General features: G+C 67.6%; 13 protein-coding genes. 8 read left to right on the top strand and 5 right to left on the bottom strand.

Annotated elements, in window-relative coordinates; translation table 11 throughout:
* Window positions 1-172 precede the first annotated feature (172 nt).
* Window positions 173-970: a response regulator gene (locus B3E43_RS15985; protein WP_292031290.1), complete on the top strand. Its 798-nt coding sequence runs from the start codon at window positions 173-175 to the stop codon at window positions 968-970.
* Window positions 971-1,030: 60 nt separating this feature from the next.
* On the opposite strand, the gene B3E43_RS15980 is transcribed toward B3E43_RS15985, so the two are convergent.
* Window positions 1,031-1,306, bottom strand: a complete 276-nt coding sequence (locus B3E43_RS15980) for a hypothetical protein (protein WP_292031289.1) — start codon at window positions 1,304-1,306, stop codon at window positions 1,031-1,033.
* Between the two features lie 327 nt (window positions 1,307-1,633).
* Between B3E43_RS15980 and B3E43_RS15975 the strand changes: the two genes are divergently transcribed.
* Entirely contained in the window at window positions 1,634-2,656 is a 1,023-nt protein-coding gene (locus B3E43_RS15975; protein WP_292031287.1) for an NADP-dependent oxidoreductase, read from the top strand.
* A gap of 13 nt (window positions 2,657-2,669) precedes the next feature.
* The gene (locus B3E43_RS15970) at window positions 2,670-3,077 is read left to right on the top strand and encodes an acyl dehydratase (RefSeq protein ID WP_292031285.1); all 408 of its coding nucleotides are present in this window, start codon (window positions 2,670-2,672) and stop codon (window positions 3,075-3,077) included.
* A 158-nt stretch (window positions 3,078-3,235) separates the two neighbouring features.
* On the opposite strand, the gene B3E43_RS15965 is transcribed toward B3E43_RS15970, so the two are convergent.
* Entirely contained in the window at window positions 3,236-4,030 is a 795-nt protein-coding gene (locus B3E43_RS15965) for a SapC family protein (RefSeq protein ID WP_292031283.1), read from the bottom strand.
* Between the two features lie 102 nt (window positions 4,031-4,132).
* Window positions 4,133-6,190, bottom strand: coding sequence for a TonB-dependent receptor domain-containing protein (locus B3E43_RS15960; RefSeq protein WP_292031281.1), 2,058 nt, complete (start codon window positions 6,188-6,190; stop codon window positions 4,133-4,135).
* 104 nt (window positions 6,191-6,294) lie between these two features.
* Here B3E43_RS15960 and B3E43_RS15955 point away from each other — a divergent pair, with 104 nt between their 5' ends.
* From B3E43_RS15955 to B3E43_RS15935, 5 genes are all read left to right on the top strand, one after another.
* The gene (locus B3E43_RS15955) at window positions 6,295-6,771 is read left to right on the top strand and encodes a Fur family transcriptional regulator (RefSeq protein WP_292031279.1); all 477 of its coding nucleotides are present in this window, start codon (window positions 6,295-6,297) and stop codon (window positions 6,769-6,771) included.
* Between the two features lie 40 nt (window positions 6,772-6,811).
* Window positions 6,812-7,702, top strand: a complete 891-nt coding sequence (locus tag B3E43_RS15950; protein WP_292031277.1) for an alpha/beta fold hydrolase — start codon at window positions 6,812-6,814, stop codon at window positions 7,700-7,702.
* Window positions 7,703-7,785: 83 nt separating this feature from the next.
* Window positions 7,786-9,288 (top strand): CoA-acylating methylmalonate-semialdehyde dehydrogenase, encoded by a 1,503-nt coding sequence (locus B3E43_RS15945; protein WP_292031275.1) that lies wholly within the window; start codon window positions 7,786-7,788, stop codon window positions 9,286-9,288.
* Between the two features lie 15 nt (window positions 9,289-9,303).
* Window positions 9,304-9,765: a GNAT family N-acetyltransferase gene (locus B3E43_RS15940; protein ID WP_292031273.1), complete on the top strand. Its 462-nt coding sequence runs from the start codon at window positions 9,304-9,306 to the stop codon at window positions 9,763-9,765.
* Between the two features lie 86 nt (window positions 9,766-9,851).
* Window positions 9,852-10,709, top strand: coding sequence for a hypothetical protein (locus B3E43_RS15935; RefSeq protein WP_292031271.1), 858 nt, complete (start codon window positions 9,852-9,854; stop codon window positions 10,707-10,709).
* A 70-nt stretch (window positions 10,710-10,779) separates the two neighbouring features.
* Here B3E43_RS15935 and B3E43_RS15930 read toward each other — a convergent pair whose 3' ends face one another.
* Window positions 10,780-11,946, bottom strand: coding sequence for an aminotransferase class V-fold PLP-dependent enzyme (locus B3E43_RS15930; RefSeq protein WP_292031269.1), 1,167 nt, complete (start codon window positions 11,944-11,946; stop codon window positions 10,780-10,782).
* A gap of 91 nt (window positions 11,947-12,037) precedes the next feature.
* On the bottom strand, window positions 12,038-14,626 hold a 2,589-nt coding region (gene secA / locus B3E43_RS15925; RefSeq protein WP_292031267.1), incomplete at its 5' end, for a preprotein translocase subunit SecA.

Below are 14,626 nucleotides of genomic sequence, written 5' to 3'. Positions count from 1 at the left end.
CCTGACGATGTTGTTGCGAGTGCCGAAACGCCGCCCCGCAAGCCCGGTTCCTATGGAACGGGTGATAAATGCTCAAGCTTGTTCACGGAAGCGGAACCGTGGCCGATTTGATACGTTGACGAGGCCTGCAGCGGTTCCAAGGTGGGAGCCGCCTTCGTCGGGGAATTCCTATATGAGCCTGCTGGCCCGCCTTGCGCCGCATCTGCCTTACGTCCGTCGTTACGCCCGCGCGCTGACCGGGGACCAGACCACGGGCGACAACTATGTTCGTGTCGCGCTTGAAGCCCTCGCCGCCGGCGAGCGGCAGTTGCCGACGGATATGACGCCTCGCGTGGCGCTCTATCATGTCTTCCACGCCATCTGGACGACCACCGGCGCGCAACTTGAAGACAAGAGCGGTCTGGAGGGACGCGACGACGACGCCTCGCGCCGGCTGTTGCGCATCGCCCCGCGCTCGCGCCAGGCCTTCCTTCTGACTGCGCTTGAGGGCTTCACCCCTTCCGAAGCCGCCCAGATCCTCGACGCCGACGCCCATGACGTCGAGCGCCTGATCACCGAAGCCCAGACCGACATCGACGCCGAACTGGCCACCGACGTCCTGATCATCGAGGACGAGGCGATCATCTCGGCCGACATCGAAAGTCTGGTGAAGGAACTGGGCCATCGGGTCACCGGAACCGCCACCACCCATGACGAGGCCGTCGACGCGGTCGCGCGTCACCGGCCCGGTCTGGTTCTGGCCGACATCCAGCTGGCCGACGGCTCTTCGGGCATCGACGCGGTCAAGGACATCCTCAAGCGGATCGACGTGCCGGTCATCTTCATCACCGCCTTCCCGGAGCGCCTGCTGACCGGCGAACGGCCCGAGCCGACCTTCCTGATCACCAAGCCTTTCCAGCCGGAAACGGTGAAGGCGGCGATCAGCCAGGCTCTGTTCTTCCACCCGTCGCGTCAGAAGGCGGCGGCATAGAGCCACTCCCCGGACAGAGAAGAAGCCCCGGTCGCAGGACCGGGGCTTTTTTGTCTCCGCCTATTGGGGGGCGGGCGTCGGAGCCGGAGCTGCGCCGGTGTTGTCGAACGCCTCCACATCGACGGCTTGGGCGCCGGTGTTGGGGTTGGTCTCGGCGAAGCCGCCCTGGCTGACGAACCACATGCCGAGCAGCAGCACGGCGACGGCCGCCAGCGAAACCACCAGAATGGTCAGGATGCGCCGACCCTTGCCACCGCCGCGAACATACTGCGCCTCGACGGGGCGGCCTTCATGCACCGCGTCAGCGGCCTTGTCGTGCGGAGATGGATGGGTCATGGCGCGGCTCCGTGAGCGATGGGTCTGACCCACATGAACGCGGGCCGAAGCGCCGCCGTTCCGGGGTCGCTCTCCAGGCGAAAAAAGATTCAGGACGCCGGGAACCGGATGCCGGATCCGCCGTTGTTCTCCTGCGGAGGCGACGACGCCCCCCCGACTTGAGGCCGATGCAAATCGGCCTGTCGCCTCCGCGCCTCATTCTCGATGATGCCACTTCAAGGCGGACCTCCCGGTCCGCCTTTTTCTTTTCGCGCGCTGGACAGCGGGCCGCGGCTTGCAGACTATGCGGGTTCACAAAGAAAACCCCATACAGACCCGGAGATGGCCATGGCTCGCGTGAATCGTCAGTGGGTGCTGCGCCAGCGGCCCCGGGGTTTGATCCAGCCGGGCGACCTGGAGCTGGTCGAGGCGCCGGTTCCCGCCCTGAACGAATCCCAGGTGCTGGTCCGCACCGTCTATCTGTCGCTGGACCCCACCAACCGCACCTGGATGAACGACGCCGAGGGCTACCTGCCGCCGGTGCCGATCGGCGGCGTCATGCGCGGCCTGACCCTGGGCGTGGTGGAGGAAAGCCGCTCCAGCCGGTTCCGCGCCGGCGACGTGGTCACGCCCATGTCAGGCGGCTGGGCGGACTATGCCGTCGTCAATGAGATGGAGCTGCGGCAGGTGCACCGCGCGCCGGGCATGCCCCTGACCGCCAACCTCAGCGTTCTCGGCATGACCGGAATGACGGCCTATTTCGGCGTCACCGACGTGCTCAAGGCCAAGGCGGGCGAAACACTGGTCATCTCGGCCGCCGCCGGCGCCGTGGGCTCGATCGCCGGCCAGGTGGCGAAGGCGCGCGGCTGCCGGGTCATCGGCATCGCGGGCGGCGCCGACAAATGCCGCTGGCTGACCGAAGAGCTCGGCTTCGACGCCGCCGTCGACTACAAGAATGAGGACGTGGGCGAGGCGCTTGACCGACTGGCGCCCGACGGGATCGACCTCAATTTCGAGAATGTGGGCGGCGACATCATGATCGCCGTCTTCAACCGCCTGAAGACCCACGGCCGGATGGCGGTCTGCGGCCTGATCTCGGCCTACAACGCCACGAAGATGCCGCCCTCGCCGAATTTCAGCCGGATCATCACCCATCGCCTCAACATCCAGGGTTTCCTGGTGCTGGACTACGCCCATCGCGCCCGCGAGATGGTCGCCGAGATGGGCCCGTGGCTGCAGAGCGGCGAGGTCAAGTGGAAGGTCCACGTCGACGACGGTCTTGAAGGGGCGCTGGACTCGCTGAACCGCTTGTTCACCGGCGACCACGACGGCAAGCTGCTGGTCCGGGTGTCGGAAGAGCCTGCAGGCTGATAGGACCGAATGGATGACCGAACCGCTGCACGTCCATTTTGAAGATCTGGGCGTCGGCGAGGTCGTGCCCCTCGGCGCCTGTATGGTCGATGCCGGCGCGCTGGATGTCTTCGTCGAACGGTTCCTGCCGGGCTGGGACGCCTCCTACGGCGCCCCGGACGCCATGGTCTATGCGCTGTGGAGCCGGCTGTTCGCCGACAAGGCCGCGGGCTGGGCCCAGTCCAAGGTGCTGGCGGTCGACGGCCTTCGCTATATGCGCAACCCGCCCGCCGGCGAGCTGATGCGCGGCCGGATGACCGTCATGGGCAAGGACCCCGTCGGCGACGAAAAGGGCATCGTCATCGCCCAGCACGACCTGCTCGACGAAGCCGGCCGTCTGGTCTTCTCGTGCCTGACACGGTCGCTGTTGGCCCGCCGCTGACGCGGCGGGAGTGGCTAGTGGCTAGTGGCTAGTGGCTAGTGTGAGCCAGGCATCTGCTTAGCCAATGAAAAACCCCGCCCGGACGAACCGGACGGGGTTTCTGTTTTGCGAAACGCTGGCTAGCCACTAGCCACTAGCCACTAGCCACTAGCCACTCGTCAGGCGTTCCCCGCCGCGGCCTGCGCCGCTGCGGCGTTCCTCTGGAAGGTCATGGCGATCAGGCGATCCCAGCCCAGCAGCGACACCAGATGGGCGTAGATCTGGCCCAGGGCGCCGTTGTCGCGCAGTTCGGCCAGCTTCTCGGCCGGCAGGGCCTTCAGCTTGTCTTCCGAGACGGCGAAATATTCCGCGATCTTCTGCGGCGCGGCCGAGGTTCCGTCGGGATTGCGGGGCGTGAACACGGCCTCGCGGGTGTCGAACAGGTCCAGATCGGTCAGCAGTTTGACGAAGGCGTCGGTGCGCTGACGCTCCAGCTCGAAATTGTTGCAGAACTCCATCGCCTGCTCAACGTAGGGCGAGGGCTTGCCGTCGATGAACAGCGGCGTCGCGCCGCCGTCCTTGATGAAGGGCGCGTCGCGGTCGACGCACAGGATCAGACGCTTCTGGACCTCGTCATTGGCGAACACGAACGGATAGCGGCGCACATAGGCCGGGATATAGGCCTCGGGGCGGAACTCGCCGGTGTCGCTGACGAACATGTTCTCGCCGCCGCGCAGGGCCATGACGGCGACCGGCATCCTGGCGTCGCCGACGAAGATCACCGGATAGGACAGGGCGGCCGGGGCGAACTCGGTGACGGTCAGCGGCACCAGATTGGTCGTGGCCACGAAACCGTAAGGCTTTTCAACGGGGTCGACACCCAGCGTGCCGTGGGCCTCGACCGACAGGGGCTCGGGCTTGCCGTAGAACAGGACATTGCCGGACAGACCGGCGGTGGAGGTGGTGTCGGTCATGGACGCGAAACGAGCTCTGTTGAGGAAGGAAGGCGCGTGTCTAGCGCAGACACGTCAGGGCGGCAAACCGGCTCGCTCCCCACCCGATTCTGCCGGGGCGGTTCAGAACCGGTAGGTCGCCCCCACCCGCAGGCTGCGACCCGGCTGCGGCGCGATGTCCTTCTGGAAGCTGGCGTGTTCGCGCGCCTCCTCGTCCGTCAGGTTGGCGGCCTCGGCGAAGAGGATGACATTGCGGTCCGCGAACGGCCGCACGGAGCCCTTCAGATTGACGAGGGTATAGCTGTCGGTCGGCAGTTCGAACGCGGCGATGCGGTCCTGCCCGGCGACATGGCGCACCTCAAGCCCGACGTCGAACAGGCGTGAGGTCCAGTCCAGGCCCGCCGTGACCGACCATGGCGGGATTCGCGCCGCCGGCCCGAGATCCGTCGACGCGCGCACCCAGTCAGCCGCGCCGGACAGCACCAGGCTCCGGTCCCCGGCTTCCCAGAGCCGGTAGCTGGCCTCGGCCTCGTAGCCGCGGAAGGTCGCATCGGTCTGGACATAGGCGAAGATCGGCAGTTCGGAATCCGGGTCTTCCAGGCCGGTCGGCCTCAGGTCGATGAAGCCGTCATAGCTCGCGTGATAGGCGTGCAGGTCGAACTCGAAGGGACCCGAGGCGTAGTGCACGGTTCCCTCGACGGAGGTCGCGACCTCGCTGTCCAGATCGATGTCCCCGACCTCGAAGGCGCCGGTTGCGATGTGCGCCCCCTCGGCGAACAGTTCGACCTCGCTCGGCGCCCGCTCGTTGCGGGCCACGCTCAGGCCCAGGAACAGCGGCGCCGAGGGCCGGAAGAAGGCGCCGGCCGAGGCCGACACATTGGTGAAATCGCGATCGCCCGCCAGGCTCTCCAGCGAACGATTGTCCAGCCGCAGTCCGCCCTCGAAGCCCAGGCCGCCGCGGTCGAACCGCTGGACCGTATACAGCCCCTGTTCCGCGATTTGGGTGCGCGGCACATAGGCCTCGTCGCCCACTGCGTCGAAGGTGCGGTCCAGCAGCTGAAGCCCGACCACACCCTGCCAGCCGTTCCGTTCGCGCTGGATCAGCTCGAACCGGCCCTCGTATCCCTCGGAGAAGAATTGGGTGCCGACCTCATCGCCCTCGAACTCGGTGTGCTCATAGTCGGCCCAGCCGGCCGACAGGCGCGCCGCACTGAACGGGCCGGCGTCGAAGGTCAGTTCGCCGCGCAGGTCATAGCGGGTCTGCTCGAGGCCGATGGAGACGCTCTCTTCGCCGTGTTCGTCGTGATCATCGTCATCGTGATCATCATCATGGTCTTCGTCGTGATGCTCATGTCCCGGCACGCCATATGTCGTCTCGACGTGCTTGACCGAGAGGCCCAGATAGCCGCGCGACCCGATCCAGCTGACGCCCGCGCCATACTGGTCCAGCTCGACGAAGGTGTTCTCGACCGTGCGCTCGTCGCCGGCCTCCTCGCCCTCCTCGTCCAGCAGGCGCTGCGACTCCGGGAAGACCGGGACGGTGAAGTCAGAGGCGGACCGGGTGAAAGCGTCCGCCGTGAAGACCAGCGGGCCGGCGTTGGCCTTCAGCCGGCCGCCGAAGCTGGTTCCGTCATCGACGGTCGAGGCCTGGGCGCTGAGGTGGCCCTGAAGGCCTCCCTCCGCCGGTTCGGTGGGAATGCGGTCGTCGATGATATTGACCACCCCGCCGATGGCCGAGCCGCCGAACACCAGGGTCGAGGGGCCGCGCACGATCTCGATGCGGCGCGCCTCGGCCGGGTCCACCGCCACCTGATGGTCGGGCGAGACCGAACTGGCGTCGATCATGCCCAGGCCATTGGTCAGCACCTGCACGCGTGGGCCGGACAGGCCGCGGATCACCGGACGGCTGGCGCCCGGGGCGAAATTGGTGCTCCGCACGCCGGGCAGGCCGTTGACGAGGTCGCCCAGGGTCGAGGCCGGCGCGACGGCCAGATCCTCTTCATCCAGCACCTCGACGGCCAGAAGGCTGGCCCGGTCCGTTACTCCGAACGGTGTGCCGGTGACGATGACGTCGTCCAGCTCGGCCGGGCGCGGCGCGTTCTGGGCGGCGGCGGCGCCCGCGAGGGCGGCCCAGCCCACGGCGGTCAGAAGGGCGGCGCGGGAGACAAACGCGAGACTCATGGGGATATCCGTACACAGGCGAAGATGTGGTGTTATGAGATAACATCACGCTTCGTCAAGGGCCCGATGTTGCGGGACCGCGCCCGAGGGCCTAGCTCAGGGGGATGAGCGACTCTTGCGGCCACCATCATGCCGACGGTCCCCCGGGGGCCGCCGATGTCGCGCGGGCCATGCAGGCGGCCGATTTGCGCCTGACCGCCGAGGGCGAGCGCATGACCCCACCGCGCCTGCGCGTGCTGGAGCTGCTGCTGGCCGCCGGCGAGCCGGTGAAGGCCTATGATCTGATCGCCCGCTTCGGCGAGGACGGCCAGCCGGCCAAGCCGCCGACGGTCTATCGCGCCCTTGAGTTCCTCGAACGCAAGGGTCTGGTCCACCGGATCGCCTCGATCAGCGCCTATGTCGCCTGCACCTCCGGCTCGATCGACCACGCCGCTGCCTTCCTGATCTGCGACTGCTGCGGCGCCACGGCAGAGGTGTCCGCCCCGGTCGCCGGTGATCTGGGCCGGGCGGCCGAGGCCGCCGGCTATGTCATCGCCCGCACCACCATCGAGGCCCACGGCCGCTGCCCGGCCTGCCAATAGGGCGCTGGCAAAACCCGGGCCCAGACCCTATCTGCCCCCCATGGATGCGATCCGGCTCTCCCCGCCCCGTCGTCTGAGCCTTCCGGTGTCGAACCGCTGGGGCGAGGGCCAGATGAGCGTGCTGGATTTCGGCGACCCGAAGCGGCCTGTCGACCTGATTTTCGTTCATGCCAACGGCTTCAACGCCCTGACCTACCGCACCCTGCTGGCGCCCCTGTCCGGCAGTCTCCGCATCTGGGCCCCCGACCTGCGCGGCCATGGCGGCACGACCCTGCCGGCCGAGGGCGGCGGGCGCCGCGACTGGCACGACCATCGGGACGACCTCGTCGCCCTGCTGGATGCGCTGGACGGCCCGCCGGTGATCCTGGCCGGTCACTCGATGGGCGGCACCTCGGCGCTTCTGGCGGCGGCGGAACGGCCCGACCGCGTCGGGGGTCTGGTCCTGTTCGATCCGGTGATCTGGAGCCGCTGGGCCGTTGCGGCTTTCAAACTGCCGCTTCTGGACCGGATCGCCTCGCGCATCCCGCTGGTCCGGAGCGCCCTGCGGCGTCGTCGGGTCTTCGACAGCCGGGAACAGGCCATGGCCGGCTATCTGGGCCGCGGCGCCTTCCGCGGGTGGCCCGAGATGATGCTGGCCGACTATATCGCCGACGGCCTTGTCGAGACGCCGGAGGGCTACACCCTGGCCTGCGACCCGGCCTGGGAGGCTTCCAACTACGCCGCCCAGAGCCACGACCCCTGGCGCGCCCTGAAACAGCTGGACTGCCCGGTGACGGTGCTCATGGCCGAGGGGGCCTCGCCCTGCCGCCTGCCGGAGAACCCGCGCGGTCTGCCGCATGTCACCGTCGGGACCGTGCCGGGCGGGACCCATTTCTTCCCCATGCTCCAGGCCGACATCGCCCGCGACGCCCTGTTCGACGCCGCCGTCTAGAGACGCTGGCGCACGCGCGGGCCAGCGGCTAAACCGCTGCCCATCCGACCCGACTGTTTCGTTTTCCAGGACCGTTTCCGATCATGCGCGACATCCACCACTTCATCGACGGCGCCAGCTTCACGGGCGCCTCGGGCCGCTTCTCGGACGTGTTCAACCCCAACACCGGCGAGGTCCAGGCCCGCGTCCAGCTGGCCTCGGTCGCCGAGATGGACCGCGCCGTCCAGGCCGCCCAGCACGCCTTCGACGGCTGGTCCTCGACCAACCCCCAGCGCCGGGCGCGGGTGATGTTCGAGTTCAAACGGCTGGTCGAGGCCAACGTCAATGAACTGGCCGAACTGCTGTCGGCCGAGCACGGCAAGGTCATCGCCGACTCCAAGGGCGACATCCAGCGCGGTCTGGAAGTCATCGAGTTCGCCTGCGGCATCCCGCATGCGCTGAAGGGCGAATACACCTGGGGCGCGGGCCCCGGCATCGACGTCTATTCGATGCGCCAGCCGCTGGGCGTTGTGGCGGGCATCACCCCGTTCAACTTCCCGGCCATGATCCCGATGTGGATGTTCGGCGTCGCCATCGCCGTCGGCAACACCTTCATCCTCAAGCCCAGCGAGCGCGATCCCTCGGTGCCGGTCCGTCTGGCCGAGCTGATGATGGAAGCCGGCGCTCCGGCGGGCGTGCTGAACGTCGTCCACGGCGACAAGGCGGCGGTCGACGCCATCCTGACCCATCCGCAGATCCACGCCGTCAGCTTCGTCGGCTCGTCCGACATCGCCAACTATGTCTACCAGACCGGCGCGGCGCACGGGAAACGCGTCCAGGCCATGGGCGGCGCCAAGAACCACGGCATCGTCCTGCCCGACGCCGACATGGACCAGGTCATCAAGGACCTGTCCGGCGCCGCCTACGGCTCGGCCGGCGAACGCTGCATGGCCCTGCCGGTCGTCGTCCCGGTCGGCAAGAAGACCGCCGACGAACTGCGCGAGCGTATGGTTGCCGAAATCCCGACCATGCGGGTCGGCGTCTCGACCGACGCCGGCGCCCACTACGGCCCGGTCGTCACCGCCCAGCACAAGGCCCGCGTCGAGGGCTGGATCGAGACCGGCGTGCGCGAAGGCGCCGAACTGGTCGTCGACGGCCGCGGCTTCACCCTGCAGGGGCATGAAAAGGGCTATTTCATCGGCCCCTCGCTGTTCGACCACGTCACGCCCGAGATGGAATCCTACAAGGAAGAGATTTTCGGCCCTGTGCTGCAGATCGTCCGCGCCGCCAGCTTCGAGGAGGCGCTGCACCTCCCGTCGAAACACCAGTACGGCAACGGCGTCGCCATCTTCACCCAGAACGGCCGCGCGGCCCGCGATTTCGCCGCCCGCGTCAATGTCGGCATGGTCGGGATCAACGTCCCGATCCCCGTGCCGGTCGCCTATCACACCTTCGGCGGCTGGAAGCGCTCGGCCTTTGGCGACACCAACCAGCACGGCATGGAGGGTGTGAAGTTCTGGACCAAGGTCAAGACCGTCACCGCCCGCTGGCCCGACAGCGACCTGGAGCACGCGGACTCCAGCTTCGTCATCCCGACGATGGGGTGATGTTCGTTGGAGCCCGTGACCCTGAGGACCGCCGGGCCCGCTGACGCCGCCAGTCTCTACCGCCTCATGTGCGGCCTTGCGGACAATCAGGGGGAGGCGGCTTACCTCGCCGCGACCCCGGCCGGTCTGGCTGATGCGCTCGCCGCGGAGCCGCCGGCCTTCGGCTGCCTGCTGGCCGAACGGGATGGGCGGGATGTCGGCTATCTGACCTGGGTTCGCTGCTACGGCATCTGGCGCGGTGCCGACTATCTGAACCTCGACGACCTCTTTGTGGACGAGTCCGTTCGGGGTCTGGGAGCCGGCGCTGCGCTGATGCGCCGGTTCGGCCAGGTGGCGGCCGGGCAGGGTCTGGCCGCGCGATGGGAGGTCAAGTCCGACAATCTGGATGCCCGTCGCTTCTATGCCCGTCTCGGCGCGGAGCAGGAGGACAAGACCATCGTGCGTTGGTCGGTCGCCGCCATGCGGTCTTCCGACTGATCGCTCGCCTCACAGGCGTGCGCGACAACCCAATTCGGTGCTAGGCGTTAACCTCTGCGAACCGTGAAGCTGGAGCGCCTTCCCCCATGCGTCGCTTTTTTATCTGGTCGGCCCTGGCCGCCGTCATCGGCCTGGTCCTCGCCGGGGCTGCCTACTGGGCGTACTGGACCTATTATGCGCGGTTCCAGCCCGTCACGGTGACCCGCAATCAAGCCGAAATCCAGCGCCTGCTGGACGAGGCGTCCTGGGTCTCGGCGGGTGGCGGTGGTGAGCCGCTCTACATCATCGGCTATCGCGACTCCGCGGCCATGGCCCGGTACGAGCGCGAGGAGATTCCCAAGCTGCGCGCCGCGGGCATCGAGGCCCGCATCATCCTGTTCGCCCGCCCGGATCGTGAAGGTCTGGCCCAGTCCACCGCCGCGGAGCGCGCCACCATCGCCGAGCTCTGGCTGACCCGCGACTGGACCCTGTACCAGCGCTGGACCGCCACCCCGGTGCGCAACTGGACCGCCGCAGGCATTCCGGCCGCCGACGGCAATCTGGCGCGCGGCGCCGTGGTCGAGGCCGGGCGCTCCTTCGTCGCCCGCCTGACGACCGACCTCAAGGAGGCCGGCCTGCAAACGCGCTATCCGCTGGTCATCTGGCGCGACCGCGAGGGCTTCATGAAGGCCTGCGCCTGTACCGACAGCCGCTCCTGGGTCTTCATCCGGGACGATCTGGACGCCCCCGACCGCCTCGACCCGCCAGTCGTCGCGCCCGGCGCACCCGACGGGGCGCAGGCCTTCCCCGGCGACGGCAGCCCCGAAAGCCTGCCCTATCCGACCCTGCCGCCGATCGCCCCGGCGCCCGGCGCGACCCCGGCCCCGACGCCCGCGCCTGCGACCCCGCCCGCCCCGCGCAAGGCGCCCGAGGCGAAGCAGTCGGAAGACACGACGTTTTTCTAGAGCGGCCAGAGGCCCAGTTACTGATCCGCTCATCCCCGCTTTCGCGGGATGAGCGGAATAGCTGAATGGATTAAAGCGCCCGCCTGCAGGCGGCGATCAGCCGTTCGACGTCATCGGCATCCTGATACAGGCCGAAGCCGAAGCGGATCACGTCGTCGCGTACATCGGTGACCACGCCTGCCTCCAGCAGCCGCGACTTCCACGCCGGGGCGTCGTCATGCCGGTAGGCCAGGAACCGCGCGCGCCGGGCGTCGCCGGTCAGCGGATTGATCAGTTCGGCCGACGCCAGCCGCCCGGCCTCTCCGCCCGTGACCGCCGTCTGGAACCGCGCCATCAGGGCCTGGGCATGGGCGCTGACGTCCGCCGTGGCCAGCCCCGCCTCGTCCAGCATCCGCCGCACGGCGTTGAACCGGTACAGGGGCGACACGTCGAATGTCGCGCCCCAGAAGCGGCCGCCGTCGCTGCGATACCCGACCCCGCCCGGCGGTCCCGACAGGTCCCCGAACTCTGCGAACCAGCCGGTCACGACCGGCCGCGGGCAGTAGCCGTCCGGCGCATGCAGGAAGCAGACGCCCTCGCCCGCCATGGCGTATTTGTAGCCGCCTGCCAGATAGAAAACCCGGTCCGCCACCGCTGACAGGTCTGTCGGCTGGGCCATGAATCCGTGATAGCCGTCGATGACGACCCACGGCCCGGCCGGATCGGCGAGCGCGGCCAGATCGGCGATCCGGCCGAAGACCTGACCGGTCCGGAAGAAGACCTGGCTGACCAGGATCAGATCAAAGGCGCCTCCTTCCGCCGCCTCGACGAACCGCTCGTCAAAGGTCTCGAACGGATGCAGGGGCACGCGGGTGATGACCGCCTCGCCGGCCTCTTCCCAGCGCTGCGCCTGACGCCGGAACGAGTGGAACTCGCCGTCGGTCGACAGGATGCGGACCGGCTTGCGCTCGAGGCCCGAGACGATCCGCAGCAGCAGGTCATGGGTGTTGGGGGCGAACACCACCGTGTCCGGCGACGGCAGGTGCAGCTCGCGCGCCACATGCGTCTGGGCCTCGGGGATGACCTCGCCGAAGATCAGGTCCCATTTCCGGTCGGCGAACTGGTTTGCCTCGACCCAGGCTCGCAGCTGGCCGTCGAAGCTCGCGTCCGGCCACAGGTGATGGCTGTGCGCCGCGAAATGCAGCCGCTCCGGGTCCAGCGACAGGGCGCGGGAGAACAGGTCCTTGTGAGCGGCCATCAGTCTCTCCCGTCGGCGAACGCCCTCGGCCGATAGCGAGGCACGGTCACGCGCTCAAGCAGCGAGCGACCGCGTCGCGAGCGTTAGCGCCCTAAATCAGGCTACCGTGGCAGTGCTTGAACTTCCGGCCCGATCCACAGGGGCAGTCGGCGTTGCGCGGCGTGCGCTCCCAGCCGACCGGCAGAACGTCGACCGGCAGGCGGGCGCGATCGTCGCCCTGCGCCATGCCTTCCGGGTTCTGCGCCAGCGGGTTCGACATCTCGTTCTCGCCGGTGCCCGGGTTCAGGTGGATTTCCTGGAACTCCGGCATGTCCATCGCCGGCGGCGCCTCGAAGCGGAACTCGACCGTCATCAGCCAGCGGGTGACATTGTGGCGCAGCTCATAGAGCAGCGTCTCGAACAGGTTGAAGGCCTCGGTCTTGTATTCGTTCAGCGGATCGCGCTGGCCATAGCCGCGCAGGCCGATGACGCCGCGCAGGTGGTCCAGATGGACCAGGTGTTCACGCCACTGCATGTCGATCATCTGCAGCAGGAACTGCTTCTCGAGACCGCGCGTCTGTTCGGCGCCGATCTGCTCGAGACGCTCGGCGGCGCGGGCGTCGGCGGCGGCCACGACCCGTTCCTCGATCTCCTCGTTCGAGACGCCTTCCTCGGCGGCCCAGTCGTGCAGCGGCAGGTCCAGACCGAGGGTGGACTTCACCTTCTCGTTCAGGCCGTCGATGTCCCACTGCTCGGCGTAGGCCTTGGGCGGCATGTGTTTTTCGATCAGGTCGGTGATGACGTCGTTGCGGAACTCGCCGACCAGTTCGGACAGGTCGGTCGAGTCCATGAACTCCTGGCGCTGCTCGAACACGGCCTTGCGCTGGTCGTTCACGACGTCGTCGTACTTCAGCAGGTTCTTGCGGATGTCGTAGTTGCGGGTCTCGACCCGCTTCTGGGCGGTCTCGACGGCGCGGTTCAGCCACGGGTGCGAGATGGCCTCGCCTTCGGCCACGCCGAAGCTGCGCATGATCCCGTCCAGGCGGTCGCCGGCGAAGATGCGCAGCAGATCGTCCTCGCAGGACAGGAAGAATTTCGACGTGCCCGGGTCGCCCTGACGGCCGGTCCGGCCGCGCAGCTGGTTGTCGATGCGGCGGCTCTCGTGGCGCTCGGTGCCGAGCACGAACAGGCCGCCGGCGGCCAGCGACTTCTGCTTCTGCACCGCGATATCGGCCTTCAGACGGGCCTCTTCCGCCTCTTCCATCTCTGGGGTGATTTCCTGCGCGAGGTTACGCAGGTCCTGACGCCATTTCTGCAGGCGCATTTCCAGGTTGCCGCCGAGCTGGATGTCGGTGCCGCGGCCGGCCATGTTGGTCGCGATGGTCACCACGCCGGGCAGGCCGGCGTCGGCGACGATATAGGCTTCCTGCTCGTGCTGGCGGGCGTTCAGCACGCTGTGCGGAATGCCCTTGCCGGTCCGGACCTCGATGTCGAAATCCTCGTCCTTCAGCGCCTGATAGGCCTTCTTGGCCTCGCGGCGCGTCTTCTCGTCCTCGCTGGTCACGGCCTCCAGCAGATGGGCGTGCTGCGGCTTCAGCGTCTTCAGCGTGACCTCATACTCATAGGTCTTGAGCAGCTCGGACAGGGTTTCCGACTTCTCGATCGACACCGTGCCGACCAGGATCGGCTGACCCTTGACGTGGCATTCGGCGATCAGGGCCGCGATGGCCTGGTTCTTCTCGGCTGTGGTGCGGAAGATTTCGTCGTCGTGGTCGATCCGCTTGACCGGCCGGTTGGTCGGCACTTCCAGGACGTCCATCTTGTAGATGTCGAGGAATTCCTGGGCCTCGGTCGCGGCCGTGCCGGTCATGCCCGACAGCTTCTCGTACAGGCGGAAATAGTTCTGGATCGTGACCGAGGCCAGGGTCTGGTTCTCGGGCATGATCTTCACGCCCTCCTTGGCCTCGATGGCCTGGTGCAGGCCTTCGGACAGGCGGCGGCCCTGCATCATGCGGCCGGTGAACTCATCGATCAGCATGACCTCGCCGGCCTTGATGATGTAGTCCTTGTCCTTCTGATACAGGGTGTTGGCGCGCAGGGCCTGGTTGATGTGGTGGACCAGGGTGATGTTGGCCGCGTCGTACAGACCGGTGGTGTCGGCGGCGAACAGCTGACGCTCCTCCATGATCTGTTCGATCTTCTCGGAGCCCTCCTCGGTCAGCAGCGCCTGACGCTGCTTCTCGTCCAGATCGAAGGTCGTCGTGTCCTGGATCAGTTCCTTGATGATCCCGTCGACGATCAGATACAGGTCCGACCGGTCTTCCGTCGGGCCCGAGATGATCAGCGGCGTGCGCGCCTCGTCGACCAGGATGGAGTCGACCTCGTCGACGATGGCGAAATGGTGCGGACGCTGCACCATCTCCTTGCGGTCATAGACCAGGTTGTCGCGCAAATAGTCGAAGCCGAATTCGTTGTTGGTGCCGTAGGTGATGTCGGCCGCATAGGCGGCCTGACGCTGTCCCGAGGACAGGCCGTTGACGATGACGCCGACCTCCATGCCCAGAAAACGATAGACCCGGCCCATCCATTCGGCGTCGCGGCGGGCCAGATAGTCGTTGACGGTGATGACGTGCACGCCCTTGCCCAGCAGGGCGTTGAGGTACACCGGGGCCACGGCGACCAGGGTCTTGCCCTCGCCGGT

Origin of the sequence: Brevundimonas sp. UBA2416, assembly GCF_002343105.1 — a bacterium.
Taxonomy (GTDB): Bacteria; Pseudomonadota; Alphaproteobacteria; order Caulobacterales; family Caulobacteraceae; genus Brevundimonas.
This window is presented reverse-complemented; position numbering and strand designations above follow the sequence as displayed.

Coding starts and splice junctions, on each gene's coding strand:
- B3E43_RS15985 (WP_292031290.1), top strand. CDS start 173: ATGAGCCTGCTGGCCCGCCTTGCGCCGCATCTGCCTTACGTCCGTCGT.
- B3E43_RS15980 (WP_292031289.1), bottom strand. CDS start 1,306: ATGACCCATCCATCTCCGCACGACAAGGCCGCTGACGCGGTGCATGAA.
- B3E43_RS15975 (WP_292031287.1), top strand. CDS start 1,634: ATGGCTCGCGTGAATCGTCAGTGGGTGCTGCGCCAGCGGCCCCGGGGT.
- B3E43_RS15970 (WP_292031285.1), top strand. CDS start 2,670: ATGACCGAACCGCTGCACGTCCATTTTGAAGATCTGGGCGTCGGCGAG.
- B3E43_RS15965 (WP_292031283.1), bottom strand. CDS start 4,030: ATGACCGACACCACCTCCACCGCCGGTCTGTCCGGCAATGTCCTGTTC.
- B3E43_RS15960 (WP_292031281.1), bottom strand. CDS start 6,190: ATGAGTCTCGCGTTTGTCTCCCGCGCCGCCCTTCTGACCGCCGTGGGC.
- B3E43_RS15955 (WP_292031279.1), top strand. CDS start 6,295: ATGAGCGACTCTTGCGGCCACCATCATGCCGACGGTCCCCCGGGGGCC.
- B3E43_RS15950 (WP_292031277.1), top strand. CDS start 6,812: ATGGATGCGATCCGGCTCTCCCCGCCCCGTCGTCTGAGCCTTCCGGTG.
- B3E43_RS15945 (WP_292031275.1), top strand. CDS start 7,786: ATGCGCGACATCCACCACTTCATCGACGGCGCCAGCTTCACGGGCGCC.
- B3E43_RS15935 (WP_292031271.1), top strand. CDS start 9,852: ATGCGTCGCTTTTTTATCTGGTCGGCCCTGGCCGCCGTCATCGGCCTG.
- B3E43_RS15930 (WP_292031269.1), bottom strand. CDS start 11,946: ATGGCCGCTCACAAGGACCTGTTCTCCCGCGCCCTGTCGCTGGACCCG.